This is a genomic window from Halomonas sp. FeN2 (genome assembly GCF_020595105.1).
GTDB lineage: Bacteria > Pseudomonadota > Gammaproteobacteria > Pseudomonadales > Halomonadaceae > Vreelandella > Vreelandella neptunia.
The window spans coordinates 2,876,916-2,893,640 of sequence record NZ_CP074200.1; the positions used below are offsets into that span (position 1 = coordinate 2,876,916).

Below are 16,725 nucleotides of genomic sequence, written 5' to 3' on the forward strand. Positions count from 1 at the left end.
GGGCATCTAAACAGCGAGCTTTAAAATAGGCTGAGGCTGGGCTGCGGTACCTTTTGCTGTCGCTCGAAGGCTTGGCTCCACTCGTAGTGAGAGGTCTCCCGGTAGCGTGAGAATTTAAAATCTTCAGGCGGCGCCGTTGCTCTGTTGTCGAGCAGGTCTTTGATCAGCTTGCCTACCGCGTAACCCAAGCTGGCCGGTACGGCGTTGCCCACCTGTTTATATTGCTGCACTAGCGGCCCCGCGAGCTGCCAGCCATCGGGAAATTCCTGGATTCGTTTGTACTCTTCTATGGATAAGGGCCGGTCTTCTTCTGGATGTGCCAGGTCTGTGGCGGGCATGGCGGGGTGGGTAACCAGGGTGGGAGAGGGTTTGTCCCAGCTTAGGCGCCTCAAAAAGCCTGTTTTGCCGCCGCCGGAAAAATAAGACTTTCCCAATGCTTCTTGCTGCATGGCGGTGGGTAACGCGCGCCAGTTCTGCCCGGCCTTTAGCTGCCGATAATACTTCAAGCGTTTTTCTGGAAAGTTAAGGTGGGTGTGGCTTTCCAGGCCAGCGACCGCGTCTTTAAAGGTTTTCCACCTGGGTAGCCCATGGCTGCCGTGCTCAGAGTGGGTTGGCTGCAAAAAGGGTGCCGCGCTGCCATCACGTGAGCAGATGATGATGACTCTTTCACGGGTTTGCGGGGTGCCAAAATTCGCCGAGTTATACAGATTGAAGGTGCACGAGTAACCGGCTTTTCTGAGTAGGCACAGCACAAAATTAAGTGCCCCGCCTTTCATCTCGTCTAGCGAGAGGTCAGGGAAGCCAGGGCCACGTTGGCTATGTGGCCTGTGATCCATAGGGCATGAAAGCAGCCCGCGTACGTTCTCAATGACCAGAAAGCGTGGCTGTATCTCAATCGCCAGATCGATAAACTTTAGAAAGGCGTTGCCGCGATCATCATTGAACGCCTTGCGCTTGCCCGCAGTGCTGAACGCTTGGCAGGGCGGGCCGCCGACCATCAAGTCGACCTCCTCTGCCTTTAACTGCGCCGCTGCTAAAATTTGCGCGGCTGAGTAGTCATTAATATCGCCGAGCAAGGCGGTCTTGGGGCGGTTAAGTAGAATCGTTTGGCGGCAATATTTGTCGAATTCGCAGGCTAGGCGGATATCGAACCCGGCTGCTTCGATGCCCAGGTCAAGCCCCATCGCGCCTGAAAAAAAACTCAAGGCAATGGGCTTGTCCGTATCGCCGGCAGCGTCAAAATAGGCCGGGTGATCTTTTGCGATATGCTGCTCTGCTGCTTGCTGGTAATGTTTGACGCTTTCGGCATCGACCACCCAAGTGCTGCCGATTCTTTCTGCCTTTAGCACCTGTTTCCGACACAGGGATCTTGCATGCTGAGGGCTTACCCCAAGCGTTAACGCGGCATCTTCAATGCTGATGTGGGTACTCAATCTTGTTTCCTTTGCGAAACCTGAGGCAGGTACCTATGGTCGACGCCTAGCGGGTTAGTGTCAATGTGCGCTTAAGGGGGTGGTCTTGGGTCAAGAATTCCTGTAACATTTCAAAAATTTTGGCCGGGTGGCCTGGAAATCTTAAACGGCGCGCTTGTTGCGTTGGCCAACCCAAAGCCTGCCTCCTCAGGGTTTGCTGCTATAAAGTGGCGGTGCTGTAAAGCGTAACGCCAGAAGCTAAGCAACTCAGAAAGGCATCGAACAACAAGCGGGATGAAACCGATTCTTTTTATCGGCTTCGTCCCGCTTTTTTACGACCCCAGTTTTACTAGTGATAGTTTTTATTAGCGATAGTGTTACGTCGCGGATAATCAAGAAATTGCTGAGCCTGCGCCCCACAGGCTCCCACCAGCATGGGAGGATCTTGTTTTGAATAACCCCGCATTGAGCAAACCCGCAATATTGGCCCTGGAAGATGGCAGCGTGTTCCACGGCATCGCCATTGGCGCGGACGGATTAACAAGCGGTGAGGTGGTGTTCAATACGGCCATGACCGGCTATCAAGAAATCCTCACCGACCCCTCCTACACCCGCCAAATCGTAACCCTCACCTATCCCCATATCGGCAATACTGGCATTAACGCTGAAGACATTGAGTCAGCGTCTATTGCCGCAGCAGGCTTGGTGATTCGCGATCTACCGCTAATGGCCAGCAGCTTCCGCTCTGAGCAGTCGCTCTCAGACTACCTTAAAAGCCAGAACGTGCTGGGCATTGCCGATATCGATACCCGCCGCCTAACGCGTATTTTGCGTGACAAAGGTGCGCAGAACGGGGCGATTTTGGCGGGCGCTGATGCGGAAGGTGATGACGCGGTTACGCGGGCGCTGGAAGCCGCCAAGGCTTTCCCTGGCCTGAAAGGGATGGATCTGGCCAAAGAGGTGTCGTGTAAAGAGGCCTACGAGTGGTCGGAAGGTGAGTGGACGCTGGGTGAAGGCTACGCTGATGCTTCCAAAAGCGAGCGCCCCTATCATGTGGTGGCGTACGACTACGGCGTTAAATTCAACATCCTGCGCATGCTGGCCGCCCGCGGCTGCCGCCTGACGGTGGTGCCCGCGCAAACGCCTGCCGCTGAAGTGCTGGCGATGAATCCGGATGGCGTATTTTTAGCCAACGGCCCGGGTGACCCGGAACCCTGCGATTACGCCATTAAGGCGATTCAGGACGTGCTGGAAACCGATATTCCGGTGTTTGGTATCTGCCTGGGCCACCAGCTGCTGGCGCTCGCCGCCGGTGCCAAAACGGTCAAAATGAGCCACGGCCACCACGGTGCCAACCATCCGGTGCAGGATCTGGATAGCGGCACCGTGATGATCACCAGCCAGAACCACGGCTTTGCGGCGGATGAAGCGACCCTGCCTGCTAACGTGCGCGCAACGCACCGTTCGCTGTTCGACGGCACCTTGCAGGGAATTGAGCTTACCGACCGACCGGCGTTCAGCTTTCAAGGCCACCCGGAAGCGAGCCCCGGCCCGCGTGATGTGGCGCCGCTGTTTGATCGCTTCGTGGCTATGATGCAGGCACGCCGTTAACGCGCCCCTAGCATCACCGTATCGCCGTCTTTTGTCGCTCATCGTCACCATTTTTTGCGGGAACCGTTATGCCTAAGCGTACCGACATCAACAGTATTTTGATCATTGGCGCTGGCCCGATTGTGATCGGCCAGGCCTGCGAATTCGACTACTCCGGCGCCCAGGCGTGTAAAGCGCTGCGCGAGGAGGGTTACCGGGTTATTTTGGTTAACTCCAACCCCGCCACCATCATGACTGACCCGGCCATGGCCGATGCTACTTACATCGAGCCAATTACCTGGCAGACGGTGGAGAAGATCATCGAAGCCGAGCGCCCTGATGCCATTCTGCCGACGATGGGTGGTCAGACGGCGCTGAACTGCGCCCTCGAGCTGGAAAAGCACGGTGTGCTGGAGAAGTTCGGTGTCGAGATGATCGGTGCCAACGCCGATGCGATTAACATGGCCGAAGACCGCGATCTGTTCGATCAGGCTATGAAGCGCATTGGCTTGGAGTGCCCGAAAGCGAAAGTCGCCCACACCATGGATGAAGCCTGGGAGATTCAGGCTGAGCTGGGTTTCCCGACCATTATTCGTCCTTCTTACACCATGGGCGGCTCCGGCGGCGGCGTGGCGTATAACAAGGAAGAGTTCGAAGAGATCTGTACCCGCGGTTTTGAGCTTTCCAACAACCACGAGTTGCTCATCGATGAGTCGCTGCTGGGTTGGAAAGAGTACGAGATGGAAGTTGTGCGTGACAAAAACGACAACTGCATCATCGTCTGCGCGATTGAGAACTTCGACCCTATGGGTGTGCACACCGGTGACTCCATCACCGTGGCACCGGCGCAAACGCTGACTGATAAAGAGTATCAGATCATGCGTGACGCCAGCCTCGCGGTGCTGCGCGAGATTGGCGTAGAGACCGGTGGCTCTAACGTCCAGTTTGGTATGGATCCCAAAACTGGCCGTTTGGTGGTTATCGAGATGAACCCGCGGGTGTCGCGCTCTTCGGCGCTGGCCTCTAAAGCGACCGGTTTCCCGATTGCTAAAATCGCCGCGAAATTGGCGATCGGCTATACCCTGGACGAGCTGCAGAACGATATTACCGGTGGTCAAACGCCGGCATCGTTCGAGCCGTCTATCGATTACGTGGTCACCAAGATTCCGCGCTTCACCTTCGAGAAATTCCCCCAGGCCAACGATCGCCTGACGACGCAGATGAAGTCAGTGGGTGAAGTGATGGCGATTGGGCGTACTTTCCAGGAGTCGCTGCAGAAAGCGTTGCGCGGTCTGGAAACCGGTAACGATGGTCTCGATCCAATCATTACCGATTTTACGCCGGACAACATGGCGATTATCCAGGGCGAGCTGCAGGCCGCCGGCGCAGAGCGTATTTTCTACGTGGCGGACGCCATGCGCTCAGGTATGAGCGTCGACGACGTCTTTGCCCTGACCAATATCGACCCTTGGTTCCTGGTGCAGTTGGAAGATCTGGTGCTGACTGAAAACGCCGTCGCCAAACGCACGCTGGCTGACTTCTCGGCCCGTGAACTCTATCAGCTCAAGCGCAAAGGTTTCGGCGATGCACGCCTGGCCAAATTGCTGAATGTCAGCGAAAAAGAGTTCCGTCAAACCCGCCAGGCCGCCGGTATTCGCCCGGTTTATAAGCGTGTCGATACCTGTGCCGCCGAGTTTGCCTCGGACACCGCCTATATGTACTCCACCTACGAAGAGGAGTGCGAGGCGGATGTTTCTGACCGTCAGAAGATCATGGTGCTGGGTGGTGGTCCTAACCGGATCGGCCAGGGTATCGAGTTTGACTACTGCTGCGTTCACGCCGCCTTCGCCATGCGCGACGATGGCTATGAGACCATCATGGTCAACTGCAACCCGGAAACCGTCTCTACCGATTACGACACCTCTGATCGTCTCTACTTTGAGCCGGTAACGCTGGAAGATGTGCTCGAAATCGCCGATAAAGAGAAGCCGGTGGGCGTGATCGTCCAGTTCGGTGGTCAGACGCCGCTCAAACTGGCCCGTGAGCTAGAGGCTGCCGGTGTGCCGATCATTGGTACCACGCCGGATGCCATCGACCGCGCCGAAGACCGTGAACGCTTCCAGGTGATGATCGACAAGCTGGGCCTGAAGCAGCCGCCCAATGCCACGGCGCGCAGCTTTGCGGAAGCCTTCGATAAAGCCGAAGCGATTGGCTACCCGCTGGTGGTGCGCCCCAGCTACGTGCTGGGCGGCCGGGCCATGGAGATCGTCTACGACGCCTCCGAGCTTGAAAATTACATGACCCACGCGGTGAAAGTCTCCAACGACTCGCCGGTGCTGCTGGATCACTTTTTGAGTGCCGCAATCGAGATCGATATCGATGCGGTGTCGGACGGTCAGCAGGTGGTGATCGGCGGCATCATGCAGCACGTAGAGCAAGCGGGCGTTCACTCCGGCGACTCTGCCTGCGCGCTGCCACCATACTCCCTGCCTACGGATGTGCAGGACGAGATGCGCCATCAGGTTAAGCAGATGGCGGTTGAGCTGGGCGTTAAAGGCTTAATGAACGTGCAGCTGGCCTGGCAGGATGGCGAGATCTATGTGATCGAGGTTAATCCCCGTGCTTCTCGTACAGTGCCCTTTGTGTCCAAGTGCATCGGCACCTCGCTGGCGCAGATTGCGGCCCGCTGCATGGCCGGTAAAACCCTGGCTGAGCAGGGCTTTGAGAAGGAAATCGTGCCGCACTTCTATAGTGTTAAAGAGGCCGTTTTCCCGTTCAACAAATTCCCCGGTGTCGACCCGATTCTGTCACCGGAAATGAAGTCCACCGGCGAAGTGATGGGCTCTGGCGATACCTTTGCAGAGGCCTTCTTCAAGGCGCAGTTGGGGGCAGGCGAGGCCATTCCTGGGCTGACCGGTGAGCGTAAAGCGTTCCTTTCCGTACGCGAACCGGACAAGGCGGGGATTATCGAAGTGGCTCGTTCTCTGTTAGCATTAGGCTTTACGCTATGTGCAACACGGGGAACAGCGGCTGCTTTGGAAGCTGCCGGGCTTGCCGTGGAACACGTCAATAAAGTCTACGAAGGTCGTCCCCATATCGTCGATCTGCTTAAGAACGACGAAATCGCCTACATTGTGAACACTACTGAAGGTCGTCAGGCTATTAACGACTCTTCGGTCATTCGCCGTACTGCTCTCTCGCGCAAGGTGCCCTATGCGACCACCTTGGCGGGCGCTAATGCTGTTTGCATGGCGCTTGAGTACGGTAGGGAGATTACGGTGCGGCGCCTTCAGGATCTGCATGCAGGAGCAAGTCAATGAACAAGGTCCCGATGACAGTTGCGGGAGAAAGAAGCCTTCGTGAAGAGCTCGACCACCTGAAAAGCGAAGCTCGTCCGCAGGTGATCGCGGCCATCGCCGAAGCGCGTGAACACGGTGATCTTAAAGAGAACGCTGAGTATCACGCCGCTCGCGAGCAGCAGGGGTTTATCGAAGGGCGGATTCAGGAGATCGAAAGTAAGCTCTCCGTCGCTCAAGTGATTGATGTCACCAAGCTGCCCAAAACCGGCAAAGTGATTTTCGGCGTAACCGTATCGCTAATGAATCTGGATACTGATGCGGAAGTCACTTACCGTATCGTCGGCGAAGATGAGGCGGACATTAAGTCTGGTCGTATCTCGGTTACTTCACCGATTGCCCGTGCCCTGATCGGCAAGGAAGAGGGTGATGTCGTGGTGGTCAAAACCCCCGGCGGTGACGTGGAGTACGAAGTAGGTAGCGTCGAACACGTATGATACAAAACGCCCCTTCGATTGGCCTGCATTAGGCCGGTCGAAGGGGCGTTTTGGTGTAGCGGCGCTTTTTCTCAAGTGAGAGTGATCTTAAGTGAGAATAGTCTTAAGTCAGTGCCTAAAGCGGGCGTTTAGCGCAGGTTCAAACTAACGGTTAATGCCGTCCGTGGTGATTCTCAAAGCGGGTAACGTTAGACAGCTTCGGGTTCACCTGCGGGTTTCTGCGATAGAGCAGTGCCATTTTGCCAATGGTTTGCACCAAATCGGCACGGCTGTTGGCGATCAGTTCGGCTATCATGGCAGCACGATCATCCCGCTCAGGAAGGGCAAGCTTCACTTTGATCAGTTCGTGATCAGTGAGTGCGCGGTTAAGTTCTGCGAGCAAATTTTCGGAGACGCCGTTCTCAGAAACGGTGACCACTGGGTTAAGATGGTGGCCAATGCTACGAAATGCTTTCTTTTGTGCCTGTGACAAGCTCATGGTATCTTGCGGTATCCCGGTTAGCGCTTAACGCTCCATCTTACGGTGAAACGCCACCGAGTGAAAGCGATCGCGTGAATGCGCCCATCTCTTATTCCAGTGTTAGATTCCCACATGCAGCAAAAGCCCCCGAACCGAAAACATTCCGTTAGCAAGACCAGCAATAACTGGAAGAAGGAGCATTTTGACGACCAGTACGTGAAGCAGAGCTGGCAAGATGGCTACCGTTCCCGTGCCAGCTATAAGCTGATTGAGTTGGATGAAAAGGATAAACTGCTGCGTCCTGGTATGACGGTGATTGACCTGGGCGCCGCCCCCGGCGGGTGGAGTCAAATTGCAGCGGAAAGGGTCGGGCCTGAAGGTGTGGTGATTGCCTCTGATATTCTGGAGATGGATGCACTGGCCGGGGTGGATTTTATCCAAGGTGATTTCACTGAAGAGGTGGTGCTAGAGGCGATACTAAAACGCCTGGATAATCGCCGTGTAGACCTTGTGATGTCGGATATGGCCCCCAATATGAGTGGTATGGCGGCGATTGATCAGCCCCAGGCGATGTATTTAGTGGAGCTAGCGTTAGAACTTGCCCGCGAAACATTGTCACCTGGTGGCCGGTTTTTAGCTAAAGTATTCCAGGGGGAAGGGTTTGACGCCTATTTGAAAGAGCTGCGCGGCAGCTTTAACAAGGTAGTAACCCGTAAGCCAGACGCCTCCCGGGCGCGTTCCCGTGAAGTCTATTTTCTGGCCGAGGGGTTTCGCGGGTGACTCTGCTTAACATGAGAGGCTGCCCGTGTGGTTCATAGCCAAGATTTATCAGCGCGATTGCCAGACAGGCAAGCGCAACGTGTGTCACATTAGTCGCCATAAGTGCGCGTGACACAGATGGCCCGAGGCATAAGACGCTTTGGCAATGGTTGAACGCTTGATGCTGATGTAATGTCGTATTACTAGGCTTATTGGTAGAAGGCTTTATTAAGCATCAGGGTTTAACTGACGGATTCTTGTAATGAGGGTAGCCCCTTGAACGATATGGCGAAGAACCTGATTCTGTGGTTGGTCATCGCGGCCGTCCTACTGACAGTGTTCAACAATTTCAGTACGGAAAGCGCACCGCAAAACACGAACTATTCTCAGTTTGTGCAGCAGGTGCAAAATCAGCAGGTACGTAGCGTAACGATTGATGGTTACACCATCAGCGGTGAGCGCACGGACGGCTCTCAGTTCCAGACGATCCGCCCGGCGGCGGAAGATCCGAAGCTGATGGACGACCTGCTGAGCAACAATGTGACGGTGGTGGGCAAAGAGCCAGAACAGCAAAGTATCTGGACGCGGCTACTTATCGCCAGCTTCCCGATTCTGCTGATTTTGGGCATCTTTATGTTCTTCATGCGCCAAATGCAGGGCGGAGCCGGTGGTGGTAAAGGCGGCCCGATGAGCTTTGGTAAATCGAAGGCCAAGCTGCTCTCTCAAGATCAGATCAAGACAACCTTTGCCGACGTGGCGGGCTGTGATGAAGCTAAGGAGGAAGTAGAAGAGCTGGTCGACTTCCTGCGTGACCCAACCAAATTCCAGCGCCTGGGCGGTATGATTCCCCGTGGCGTGCTGATGGTAGGCCCTCCAGGTACCGGTAAAACGCTGCTGGCGAAGTCCATTGCGGGCGAAGCCAAAGTACCGTTCTTCTCTATCTCGGGTTCTGACTTCGTTGAAATGTTTGTCGGTGTCGGTGCATCCCGTGTGCGGGATATGTTCGAACAGGCCAAGAAGCAGGCGCCTTGCATTATCTTTATCGATGAGATTGACGCCGTGGGCCGTTCACGTGGCACCGGTATGGGGGGTGGTAACGACGAGCGTGAGCAGACGTTGAACCAGCTGCTGGTCGAGATGGATGGTTTTGAAGCCAACGAAGGCATCATCGTTATTGCCGCGACCAACCGTCCTGACGTACTTGACCCTGCGTTAATGCGCCCAGGCCGCTTTGACCGCCAGGTTACGGTCGGTTTGCCGGACATCCGTGGCCGTGAACACATTCTGGGCGTTCACCTGCGTAAAGTGCCGCTGGGTGATGACGTAAAACCGCAGCTGATCGCCCGTGGTACACCTGGTTTCTCTGGTGCGGATTTGGCCAACCTGGTCAACGAAGCCGCCCTGTTTGCTGCGCGCCGCAATAAGCGTCTGGTCAGCATGGAAGAGCTTGAGCTCGCGAAGGACAAGATCATGATGGGCGCTGAGCGCAAATCGATGGTCATGACCGACAAAGAGAAGCTCAATACCGCTTATCATGAGTCGGGTCACGCCATTATCGGTCTGGTCGTGCCTTCCCATGACCCGGTCTATAAGGTAACGATTATTCCCCGTGGCCGTGCGCTGGGTGTCACCATGTTCCTGCCGGAAGAGGATCGCTACAGCCTCTCCCGTCAGCAAATTCTGGGGCAGATCTGCTCGCTGTTTGGTGGCCGTATTGCCGAAGAGATGACGTTAGGCCCGAACGGTGTAACCACCGGCGCCTCAAACGACATCAAGCGTGCGACTGAGCTGGCCCATAACATGGTTGCCAAGTGGGGCTTGTCGGACGAAATGGGCCCGATTATGTACGACGAGGATGAATCGCATCAGTTCCTCGGTGGCCCGGGTCAGGGTGGTGGCAAGATGAAGTCTGGTGACACCACCACGCGTCTTGATAAGGAAGTCCGCAAAATCATCGACGATTGCTACGAGCAGGCACGCCAAATCCTGACCGATAATCGCGATAAGCTGGATGCCATGGCCGAAGCGTTGATGAAGTACGAGACCATTGATGCCACGCAGTTGAAGGACATCATGGAAGGTCGCGAGCCGCGCCCGCCGGAAGGCTGGGATGACGGTGACTCGTCCGGTGGCGGTACGCCTATCAACGATGACAAGCCGCAAGCGAAGGCTGAAGACGATGCTTCTTCAAATGCGTCTGGAGGCGATTCGTCTGGTGGTGACAGTGAAGAGGATGACGACGGGCCGCGTCGCCGTCCCTCAGATCCGCTAGGCGGCCCTGCAGGCCCATAATAGCCAGCACTGCCGTATGAGCAAAAGGCGCCCCGTCATGGGGCGCCTTTTTTGATATGCTGTGCACATAACGGCAATGTTTCATTTCTTGATCAGGCTGCAGCATGAAATCAATTCTGGACACGTCCTCTTCACGAAACGTAGAAAATGCTCGCCAACTGCGTTGCGGGCGTCATCTGCTGGATCTCTCCTTTCCCAGGGTAATGGGGATTCTTAATGTCACCCCAGACTCTTTTTCTGACGGAGGCCAGCACGTGGCATTGGATGACGCTTTGCGCCACGCCGAGCGGATGTTGGCCGAAGGGGCAGCGATGATAGATGTGGGTGGCGAGTCGACCCGCCCCGGGGCAACCCCTGTTAGCCCCCAGGAAGAGTTGGATCGGGTGGCGCCGGTGGTGGAAGTCCTGGTGCGCGAACTGGATGCGTTGGTGTCGGTGGATACCAGCTGCCCGACGGTTATACGTGAGGCAAGCGAACTGGGCGCTGGTATGATTAACGATGTGCGTGCGTTAGAGCGCGAGGGAGCCCTGCTGGCCGCGGTGGGTAGCGGGCTGCCCGTCTGTTTGATGCACCGCCAGGGCGAGCCGCAGGATATGCAGCAGTCGCCCACTTATCAGCGCCCGATTGAAGAAGAGGTGGCGGATTATTTGGCCCGTCGGATTGCTGAGTGCGAGGCGGCCGGTCTGCGCCGCAATCGTCTATTGGTTGACCCTGGTTTTGGCTTCGGCAAAACCGTCGAACACAATCTACGCTTACTCAAATACATGGAGTCTCTGCAATCGCTGGAGCTCCCGCTGCTAGTGGGTATGTCACGCAAAAGTATGATTGGAAAAGTGTTGGGCCGCCCAGTGGAGGAGCGTCTCTCCGGTGGTCTGGCGCTTGCTGCCATGGCGGTTGAGCGTGGGGCAAATATTTTGCGCGTGCATGACGTGGCTGCAACGGTTGACGCAGTCAATATGGCGTGGGCGGTACTACAAGAAGGCTGCGAGCCGCCGCTAAACAAGGAGTTTGACGCATGACAAGGCGCTATTTTGGGACGGACGGTATCCGCGGTACGGTGGGTAAATCACCGATTACCGCTGACTTTATGCTCAAGTTGGGCTGGGCAGCGGGTCAGGTGCTGCGCCGTGATAAAGGGCGAACGCGGGTTCTGATCGGCAAAGATACGCGGATTTCCGGCTATATGTTCGAATCCGCCCTTGAGGCGGGGCTCTCGGCAGCGGGCGTCGATGTATCACTGCTGGGTCCAATGCCCACGCCGGGTATTGCCTATTTAACGCGCACCTTCCGTGCCGATGCGGGCATCGTCATTTCGGCATCGCATAACCCTTTTGATGATAACGGCATCAAGTTCTTCTCCGCAGAGGGTAAGAAGCTTCCCGATGACACTGAAGATCGTATCGAAGCGATGCTGGAAGCGCCGCTGACCACGGCCGAGGCCGCGCAGTTGGGTAAGGCAACGCGTATCGACGACGCCGCAGGCCGTTACATCGAATTTTGTAAATCGACCTTGCCTGACCGGCTTAGCCTGCACGGTCTGAAAATCGTCTTAGACTGTGCTCATGGTGCCACTTACCATATCGCGCCCAATGTGTTCCGTGAGCTGGGGGCTGATGTCACCACCATTGGCTCTGCGCCTGACGGGTTAAACATTAACCAGCAGGTTGGCTCAACGCATCCCGCGGCTCTGCGTGCTGCCGTTATTCAGCAAAGCGCGGATTTGGGGATCGCCTTTGATGGCGATGGCGACCGCGTGCTGCTGGTAGATGGCGACGGGCGCGAAATCGACGGCGACGATATCCTCTACCTGATTGCCCGTGATCGCCACGAGCGTGGTTTGCTGCAGGGCGGCGTGGTAGGCACCTTGATGTCAAACTTTGGCCTGGCGATGGCGCTGGACAAGCTGGGAATTCCCTTTGAGCGGGCTAAAGTGGGTGACCGCTTTGTGATGGAGCGTATGGCCGCCAATGGTTGGGAGCTGGGCGGTGAGTCCTCGGGGCATATTGTGTGCGGTCATGTGCAGACCACCGGCGACGGAGTCGTCTCTGCGCTGCAGGTGCTGGCACTGATGATGCGCGAGCAGAAGAGCCTGCCGACACTGTTAAAAGAGCTGGAAAAAGTACCCCAGGCACTGGTCAATGTACGTTTACCCGCTCATGCCAACGCCAAAGAGGTCATGGCATCTGCGCCACTTCAGCAGGCGGTGGCTGCGTTAGAGCATGAATTGGGCGATGAGGGGCGAGTGTTGCTACGTCCGTCCGGTACTGAGCCGCTTATTCGAGTAATGGTGGAAGGACGCGCTCATTTAGATGTCGATCAATTGGCGCATAGCTTGGCCGATCAGGTTCAAGCGCTACTTAATTAAATGTGTTCAGCTAACCGGTTCGGTAAACTGGTTTGGTAAACCCAGCTTGTGGTTATAACAGCGGTTGTCTTGACAAGGCCGCTCCTATACCATTTCGCTCCACCTTGAGTGAGGAGAGTCGATGCGTACGCCTTTAATTGCCGGCAACTGGAAAATGAATGGTTCCGTGGCGTTGATCAATGAGTTCGGCCAGGCCTTCTCCGCCGCCGTATCGCCAAGCAGTGTGGATGTGGTTATTATTCCGCCGTTCCCATATTTGGATGCGGCGCGCCATGCGTTTGAAGGTACGGTGCTGTCATTGGGCGCGCAAACGTTGAATCCCATTCACTCTGGGGCGCATACCGGCGAAGTAAGTGGCCGCATGCTGAAAGAGTTTGCAGTTTCCCATGTGTTGGTGGGGCACTCGGAGCGGCGTCAGCTCTATAAAGAGAGCGATGAACAGATCTTTGCACGCCTGCTCGCAGCATTGAGTGTGGATATCACGCCGATCCTCTGTGTGGGAGAGTCCCTGGAGGAGCGCGACGCAGGGCGCACGATGGATGTGGTGCTTCGCCAGGTAGGGCATGCGATGTCCCGCCTAGAGCCTGAACAGCGTAAGCAGGTGGTCATTGCCTATGAGCCTGTTTGGGCCATTGGCACTGGGCGCACGGCAACGCCTGAGCAAGCCCAGGACGTTATGGCAGGCATCCGTGCCTACCAGGCGGGTTTCGATAAGGGCCTCGCCGAGCAACTGCGTTTGCTTTACGGCGGCAGTATGAACGCAAGCAATGCGGCTGAGCTGCTTGCTCAGCCAGATATCGACGGCGGTCTAGTGGGCGGAGCCTCACTCAAGATCGATGATTTTTATGCCATTTGTCAGTCAGCAGGATAACGCCATGCAAGTTGCAATTCTTATGATTCATGTGGTGATTGCGGTCGCCCTGGTGGTACTCATTCTGCTTCAGCAGGGTAAAGGTGCCGAAGCTGGTGCGGCTTTCGGGGGTGGTGCATCACAGACCGTGTTTGGTTCACGGGGCAGCGGTAACTTTTTGTCGCGCACCACCGGCATTTTGGCGGCGGGCTTCTTCGCCACTTCAATGGCGCTAGCGTACTTTGCCACCCAGGCGGGCCAGGCACCGGAAGCGGGCATTCCCGATTCGCGTTTGATCGAACAGCAGCAAAGCGTTCCGACGCTTGACGACAGGCCTGCGGACGTGGATAATACCGCGCCAGTGCTAGAGGAAAGCAGCGAGTAAGTAGTTTCGCTGTTAGACAGATAACGTTTCTTTAGCCTCCCCTGTTGCCGAAGTGGTGGAATTGGTAGACACGCTATCTTGAGGGGGTAGTGACCGTATGGTCGTGCGGGTTCAAGTCCCGCCTTCGGCACCATCTGTTTTGCTGGCACGCCAGCTTCCCAGAACGTTTCTTTTGTTACCAGATTGCCTGTTGGCACCTGAGGCGAAAAAGACAGCTTTAAGTAAGTGGTTCTTGAAGCAAGTAGTTCTTGACGTAAGTGGCTTTAGTGTCTATTATCGTCGACCTAGATTGATGCGGGGTGGAGCAGTCTGGTAGCTCGTCGGGCTCATAACCCGAAGGTCATCGGTTCAAATCCGGTCCCCGCTACCATTTTCTAGTAGCATGTTCTAGATTGTTATTTCTAAGACGTATTGGAAGTAACGGTCATCTCAGGCAAAGCCTGTTACATGTTGCTAAGACGGTACTGGAAGTAGTACTTAAGAAATGGTACACAAGGTTTCTTTCAAAAAGCCCCTTCCAGTGAAGGGGCTTTTTGTTAGCAGCTTTTGGCTAGCAAGCGCGCTTGGTCGCTGTTTTATTGGCGCTCCCGCTTTGTTAGCCAGAATATCGTTAGCACGAATATCTTAATAGCGGATGTCGTCCGGAAAACCGGAGACACATTCCCGAGTAACGCCAATCAGCCACCTAGCTTTTCTAATAACTCCTGGCCAGGTGCCTGATGCAACGGCTATAGGAGCTTTGTCTGTGGCCACTAAACACGCTGCGCTTCACGCGCTAATCGAACCTGTTGTTGCTGCCATGGGCTTTGAGCTATGGGGCATCGACCATCTTTCCCAGGGCAAAAATTCGCGGCTGGTGATCTATATCGAGCGCGAGAGTGGTGTCAGCGTGGAAGACTGCGCAGATATTAGCCGCCAAGTCAGTGCCGTTATGGATGTAGAAGACCCCATTGCCGGTGAGTACCGGTTGGAAGTCTCCTCGCCAGGCATGGCACGTCCCTTGTATTCCCTGGATCAGTTTGCCCGCTTTCAAGGTCATCACGTCGCGCTGAAACTGCGCACTGCCTTTGACGGGCGGCGCAAGTATCAAGGGCTTTTGGTCGGTGTTGAGGGGGATGAAGTACTGCTACAACTGGATGGCGAAGAGTACTGCTTTCCAATTGAGAGTATTGATTCTGCTCACATTGTACCGCAGTTCGACGATTGACCGGGTGGCGGCGCTGCCGGCAGGCTGCCGGGGTGATGCACATAAGGATAGGTTTTCTGGCGAGGCATACGCATGAGTAAAGAAATTTTAATGGTCGTTGACGCGATCTCCAATGAGAAGGGCGTCCCGCGTGATGTCATCTTCGAGGCGGTAGAAGCCGCTCTTGCGAGCGCGTCACGCAAGCGTTTTGAAAGAGAAGAAGCCAATGTGCGCGTGCATATTGACCGTCGCACTGGCGAATACGAAACCTTCCGCACCTGGACCGTTGTGGAAGATGACGAATTCGAAACGCCAGATTACGAAATTAAAGAGAGCATCGCCGAACAGCGCGATCCGCCGCTGAAATTAGGCGATGTTGTCGAAAAAAGCATCGAAAATGCGTCGTTTGGCCGTATTGCTGCACAAACCGCCAAGCAGGTGATCGTGCAGAAAGTACGCGAAGCCGAGCGGGCCGAAGTCGTGCGCCAGTATGCCGATCGCGAAGGTGAACTGGTTGCGGGCATCGTTAAAAAGACCACACGTGATGGCCTGATCATTGATTTGGGTGAAAACGCCGAGGCGTTTTTGCCGCGCAATGAGATGATTCACGGCGAGCGTTACCGCATGAACGAGCGGGTGCGCGCTCTGTTAGTCAAAGTGGATCCCGATGCACGCGGTGCCCAGCTTCAGCTATCGCGGACTTGCCCCGAGCTGATCATCGAACTGTTCAAAATTGAAGTGCCAGAGATTGCAGAGCAGTTGATTGAGATCAAAGGTGCTGCGCGTGACCCCGGTTCACGGGCCAAAATTGCGGTAAAAACCAATGATCGCCGCATCGACCCGGTCGGTGCCTGTGTGGGTATGCGCGGTTCACGCGTTCAAGCGGTCTCTTCGGAGCTGCAAAACGAACGCGTTGATATCGTGCTGTGGGATGACAATCCCGCCCAATTGGTGATTAACGCCATGGCGCCTGCCGATGTGGGGTCTATCCTTGTGGACGAAGACGCTCACGCAATGGATGTGGCGGTGGCGCAGGATAACCTTGCTCAGGCCATTGGCCGGAGCGGTCAGAACGTGCGTTTGGCTTCTGAACTTACCGGCTGGCGCATTAATGTCATGACCGAAGAGGAAGCGGAGTCTAAGCGCGATCAAGAGATTGATAGCCTGGTGGACTCTTTTATCCAGCATCTCGATGTTGATGAAGATGTCGCTCGCCTATTGGTGGATGAGGGGTTCACTACCCTGGAAGAAGTCGCCTACGTGCCGATGGAAGAGATGCTCGAAATCGAAGAGTTCGATGAAGATTTAGTCGAAGCGCTTCGTGCACGTGCGAAAGACGAGCTGCTGACGATGGCCATTGCCACGGAAGAAGCGCTAGACGGTGCCCAGCCAGCAGCAGATCTGCTGGAGATGGATGGCATGGAGCGCCACCTGGCCTTCATTCTGGCCAGTCGCGGCATCGTTACCATGGAAGATCTCGCCGAGCAGTCTGTCGACGATCTGGTCGATATCGAGGAGTTGGACGAAGCGCGCGCAGCGGCACTGATCATGACTGCCCGTGCGCCCTGGTTTGAAGTCGATGACGCATCGGATTCGAACACACAGTAAACAGGTCACGGGCTGAGGAGGGTCA

At 55.7% G+C, this 16,725-nt stretch carries 13 protein-coding genes and 2 tRNA genes; 13 read left to right on the forward strand and 2 right to left on the reverse strand.

What is annotated here, in order from left to right:
• Nucleotides 1–20: 20 nt before the first annotated feature.
• Nucleotides 21–1,433: a DNA cytosine methyltransferase gene (locus KF947_RS13280; protein WP_227404170.1), complete on the reverse strand. Its 1,413-nt coding sequence runs from the start codon at nt 1,431–1,433 to the stop codon at nt 21–23.
• Between the two features lie 444 nt (nt 1,434–1,877).
• On the opposite strand from KF947_RS13280, the gene carA reads away from it, so the two are divergent.
• The 3 genes from carA to greA all read left to right on the forward strand — a co-directional run bounded on the left by carA (nt 1,878) and on the right by greA (nt 6,795).
• Nucleotides 1,878–3,023, forward strand: a complete 1,146-nt coding sequence (carA, locus tag KF947_RS13285; RefSeq protein WP_227406296.1) for a glutamine-hydrolyzing carbamoyl-phosphate synthase small subunit — start codon at nt 1,878–1,880, stop codon at nt 3,021–3,023.
• A 68-nt stretch (nt 3,024–3,091) separates the two neighbouring features.
• Entirely contained in the window at nt 3,092–6,322 is a 3,231-nt protein-coding gene (carB, locus tag KF947_RS13290; RefSeq protein WP_227404171.1) for a carbamoyl-phosphate synthase large subunit, read from the forward strand.
• Entirely contained in the window at nt 6,319–6,795 is a 477-nt protein-coding gene (gene greA / locus KF947_RS13295; protein WP_009287920.1) for a transcription elongation factor GreA, read from the forward strand. The genes carB and greA overlap by 4 nt, the downstream gene beginning before the upstream one ends.
• A 151-nt stretch (nt 6,796–6,946) precedes the next feature.
• Here greA and yhbY read toward each other — a convergent pair whose 3' ends face one another.
• Complete coding sequence (gene yhbY / locus KF947_RS13300; RefSeq protein WP_022520713.1) at nt 6,947–7,273, reverse strand: ribosome assembly RNA-binding protein YhbY; 327 nt, start codon at nt 7,271–7,273, stop codon at nt 6,947–6,949.
• 114 nt (nt 7,274–7,387) lie between these two features.
• On the opposite strand from yhbY, the gene rlmE reads away from it, so the two are divergent.
• The 10 genes from rlmE (at nt 7,388) to nusA (ending at nt 16,700) form a co-directional block, all read left to right on the forward strand.
• A complete protein-coding gene (rlmE, locus tag KF947_RS13305) occupies nt 7,388–8,035 on the forward strand; it encodes a 23S rRNA (uridine(2552)-2'-O)-methyltransferase RlmE (RefSeq protein WP_133731594.1) in 648 nt (215 codons plus the stop codon).
• 255 nt (nt 8,036–8,290) lie between these two features.
• On the forward strand, nt 8,291–10,306 hold the full coding sequence (ftsH, locus tag KF947_RS13310; RefSeq protein ID WP_227404172.1) for an ATP-dependent zinc metalloprotease FtsH: 2,016 nt from the start codon (nt 8,291–8,293) through the stop codon (nt 10,304–10,306).
• A 104-nt stretch (nt 10,307–10,410) separates the two neighbouring features.
• Nucleotides 10,411–11,325, forward strand: coding sequence for a dihydropteroate synthase (gene folP / locus KF947_RS13315; RefSeq protein WP_133731592.1), 915 nt, complete (start codon nt 10,411–10,413; stop codon nt 11,323–11,325).
• Nucleotides 11,322–12,671 (forward strand): phosphoglucosamine mutase, encoded by a 1,350-nt coding sequence (gene glmM / locus KF947_RS13320; RefSeq protein ID WP_227404173.1) that lies wholly within the window; start codon nt 11,322–11,324, stop codon nt 12,669–12,671. Before folP ends, glmM begins: the two co-directional genes overlap by 4 nt.
• Before the next feature lie 121 nt (nt 12,672–12,792).
• The gene (gene tpiA / locus KF947_RS13325) at nt 12,793–13,542 is read left to right on the forward strand and encodes a triose-phosphate isomerase (protein WP_133731590.1); all 750 of its coding nucleotides are present in this window, start codon (nt 12,793–12,795) and stop codon (nt 13,540–13,542) included.
• A 4-nt stretch (nt 13,543–13,546) separates the two neighbouring features.
• Nucleotides 13,547–13,906 (forward strand): preprotein translocase subunit SecG, encoded by a 360-nt coding sequence (gene secG / locus KF947_RS13330; protein ID WP_133731589.1) that lies wholly within the window; start codon nt 13,547–13,549, stop codon nt 13,904–13,906.
• A 46-nt stretch (nt 13,907–13,952) separates the two neighbouring features.
• Nucleotides 13,953–14,039 (forward strand) — tRNA-Leu (locus KF947_RS13335).
• A gap of 160 nt (nt 14,040–14,199) precedes the next feature.
• A tRNA-Met gene (locus KF947_RS13340) sits at nt 14,200–14,276 on the forward strand.
• 375 nt (nt 14,277–14,651) lie between these two features.
• A complete protein-coding gene (gene rimP / locus KF947_RS13345; protein WP_133731588.1) occupies nt 14,652–15,113 on the forward strand; it encodes a ribosome maturation factor RimP in 462 nt (153 codons plus the stop codon).
• A gap of 72 nt (nt 15,114–15,185) precedes the next feature.
• Nucleotides 15,186–16,700: a transcription termination factor NusA gene (gene nusA, locus KF947_RS13350; protein WP_009287927.1), complete on the forward strand. Its 1,515-nt coding sequence runs from the start codon at nt 15,186–15,188 to the stop codon at nt 16,698–16,700.
• Nucleotides 16,701–16,725: the final 25 nt, after the last annotated feature.